Consider the following 2969-nt stretch of genomic DNA (forward strand, 5'->3'; position numbering starts at 1 on the left):
ACATTACTCTGCCAAGTCCTTGTTGCTGTTCAGCGCGCTGGGTATTGCCGCCACCGCGCAGGCGCAGGACGCGCCGCACGTTCAGAACAAAGTGCTGGGCCCCACGGCCAGCCCGAATTAATTCAATTCGCCGCCGCCGGTAAAGTCGCCTACCGGGGCCCGCCGACGGCGCGCAGCTGCTGCGCCAGCAGCTGGGCCTGGGCCCCGACGACCAGCTGCGGCCCACCCGCGTGGAAACCGACGCGCTGGGCTTCACCCACCAGAAGTTCGCCCAGTACTACAAGGGCATTTTGGTAGAGCACGCCGCCTACACGGTGCACGCCCGGGGCGGGGCGGTGGAGAGCGCCAGCGGTGACTACGAGAAGCTCACGGGCCTGAACACTACGCCCACGCTGGGCATGGCCCGGGCCTTGGATAAGGCACTGGGCTACGTGGGCGCCACCAAGTACATGTGGCAGGACGCCGGCGAAGAAGCCGACCTGAAGCAGCAAACCAGCGACCCCGCCGCCACCTACCGCCCCCAGGGCGAGTTGGTGATTGTGCGCAACGAGCGCAGCCAAACCCCGGCCCAGCAAGGCAAGCTCACGCTGGCTTGGAAGTTCAACGTGTACGCCCAGGAGCCGGTGAGCCGCGCCTACATCTACGTCGACGCGCAATCGGGCGAGGTGGTGCTCAAGGACGACATCATCAAGCACGCCGGGGGTACGGCCAGCTTCGCCACGGCTTACAGCGGCACCCGTACGCTGGCCGATGAAACGACCACCGGCGGCTACCGCCTGCGCGAATACACCCGCGGCCTGGGCATCGAGACGTACAACATGAAGAAAGGCCAGCAGTACAACCGGGCGGTGGACTTCGTTGATGCGGATAACAACTGGACGGCGGCTGAATACAATAACTCGACCTACGACAACGTGGCCGGCGACGCGCACTTCGGGGCCCAAAGCACCTACGACTACTGGAAGGCCGTGCACGCCCGCAACAGCTACGACGACGCGGGCGCCAAAATCAAGAGCTACGTGCACTACGGCCGCAGCTATGAGAATGCCTACTGGAACGGCTCAGTGATGACCTACGGCGACGGGGCCAGCACCTTCAAGCCGCTGGCTTCGCTGGACGTGTGCGGCCACGAAATTGGCCACGCCGTGTGCGAGAAAACGGCCAACCTGACCTACTCCAACGAGTCGGGGGCCATGAACGAGGGCCTGTCCGACATCTGGGGTGCCTGCGTGGAGGCCCGCACCGCGGCCCTTTACAGCCTCACCGGCAAGTCGACCTGGGACATTGGCGAAGAAATTATGAAGGCCGGCGGGGCCCTGCGCTCGATGAGCAACCCCAACCTGTACGGCCAGCCCGACACCTACAAAGGCACGAAGTGGTACACGGGCACGTCGGACAACGGCGGCGTGCACACCAATTCGGGTGTGCTCAACTACTGGTTTTACCTGCTCAGCCAGGGCGGCTCGGGCACCAACGACCTGGGCAACGCCTACTCGGTGACCGGCATCACCATCGACAAAGCAGCCAAAATCACCTTCCGCATGGAAGATGTGTACATGACGGCTTCTTCGACCTACCCACAGGCCCGTACCTACGCCATTCAGGCCGCCACCGACCTCTACGGCGCCGGCTCGGCTGAAGTAACGGCCACCACCAACGCGTGGTACGCCGTTGGGGTGGGCGCCGGCACCACGGCCGCCATTGCCGCCGGCAGCACGGGCACCGCCACTGGCGTGGCCGGCCTAACCGGTGCCGCCGAAGGCCTGGGTGTGTACCCAGTACCGGCTTCTACGGAGCTGACCCTGACGTTGCCCGGCAACGCGGCCGCTACGCAGGTAACGGTGACGGACTTGCGCGGCGCTGCCATGAGCGGCATCCGCAGTGAGGGCGGTAAGCTGAACATCAGTGGCTTGGCGAGCGGCGTGTACATGGTATCGGCCAGCGACGGCCAGCAGACCTACCACATGCGCTTCATCAAGCAATAGCCATTGGCGCTAACTCCCTAAGCAAAAAGGCTCGCCAACCGGCGAGCCTTTTTTGTGCGACAGGGCCCCAGCCGCGGCTCTGCCCCTTACCGTGAGCGATGGCTAAAAGGTGTTACACAACAAGTTCGTGAAGCGCTAAACGGCCGGTCAATAATGAACAACAGGGGCCCCCAGCAGTGCTGGGGGCCCCTGTTTGCTGTGGGCCGACGTGCCTGGGCGGAGGCACGGTGGGGAAGGGGCCGGTGGTGCCGCCCGCGCCAGGACGTGTTACCTTGGTTACGCCCGCGTTGCAGTGGTGCTTCAGCGCCCGCTCCTTATTCCTTTGGTTCATGAAAAAAATTGCTTTCCTACTCCTGGCGGCCCTGGCTGCCAGCTGCAACCAGTCCGTGCTGCAAACCGCCGCTACGGTCCCCGCGGCCAAGGAGGCCCCCGCAGCCTCAGCGGCGGGGCCGGCCCCGGGGCCCCCACGGCGGCCGTCAACACGCCCAAAGCCAAGGAGCTGCTGGCCCAGCCCACGACGGTGGTGCTGGACGTGCGCACGCCCGCCGAGTTCCTAACCGGGCACTTGAGCCAGGCGCGCAATATCAACGTGAGCAGCGACGATTTTGCCCAGGAAGTGGCTAAGCTCGATACCGCCCAGACTTACGTGCTGTACTGCCGCTCGGGCAAGCGCAGCAGCAAAGCCGCCGATATCATGTACCAGCAGGGTTTCCACCGCGTGGTGAACGGCGGCGGCTACGCCGACCTAACGAAGTAGCCGCCGCCGGTTGGCCCGTCCGGCAATGGGCCGGCTCTGCCTGGGGCGGTTTTGCGGCGGGTGGTACCTTAGGGCTGGGGCCCGTCCCGCCCGTTTTATTTGCGCCTATGCCGCCCACTAGCAAAAATGCCGCGCCGCCGCCCGCGCTGCTGGCGCTGGCCAACGCGGTGCCGAACGTGTTCTGGTCGGTGCTGGGGCTGGGGCCCCTGGGGGTGTACTGCTACCAG

General features: G+C 65.2%; 2 protein-coding genes. Both read left to right on the forward strand.

Annotated elements, in window-relative coordinates; translation table 11 throughout:
- The first annotated feature begins 215 nt into the window (after positions 1-215).
- Positions 216-1985, forward strand: coding sequence for a M4 family metallopeptidase (locus tag BEN49_RS13725; RefSeq protein WP_262490204.1), 1770 nt, complete (start codon positions 216-218; stop codon positions 1983-1985).
- 322 nt (positions 1986-2307) lie between these two features.
- Positions 2308-2742 (forward strand): rhodanese-like domain-containing protein, encoded by a 435-nt coding sequence (locus tag BEN49_RS25720; protein WP_204376111.1) that lies wholly within the window; start codon positions 2308-2310, stop codon positions 2740-2742.
- The last annotated feature ends 227 nt before the right edge of the window (positions 2743-2969 follow it).

The sequence above is a fragment of the Hymenobacter coccineus genome, assembly GCF_001816125.1.
Taxonomy (GTDB): domain Bacteria; phylum Bacteroidota; class Bacteroidia; order Cytophagales; family Hymenobacteraceae; genus Hymenobacter; species Hymenobacter coccineus.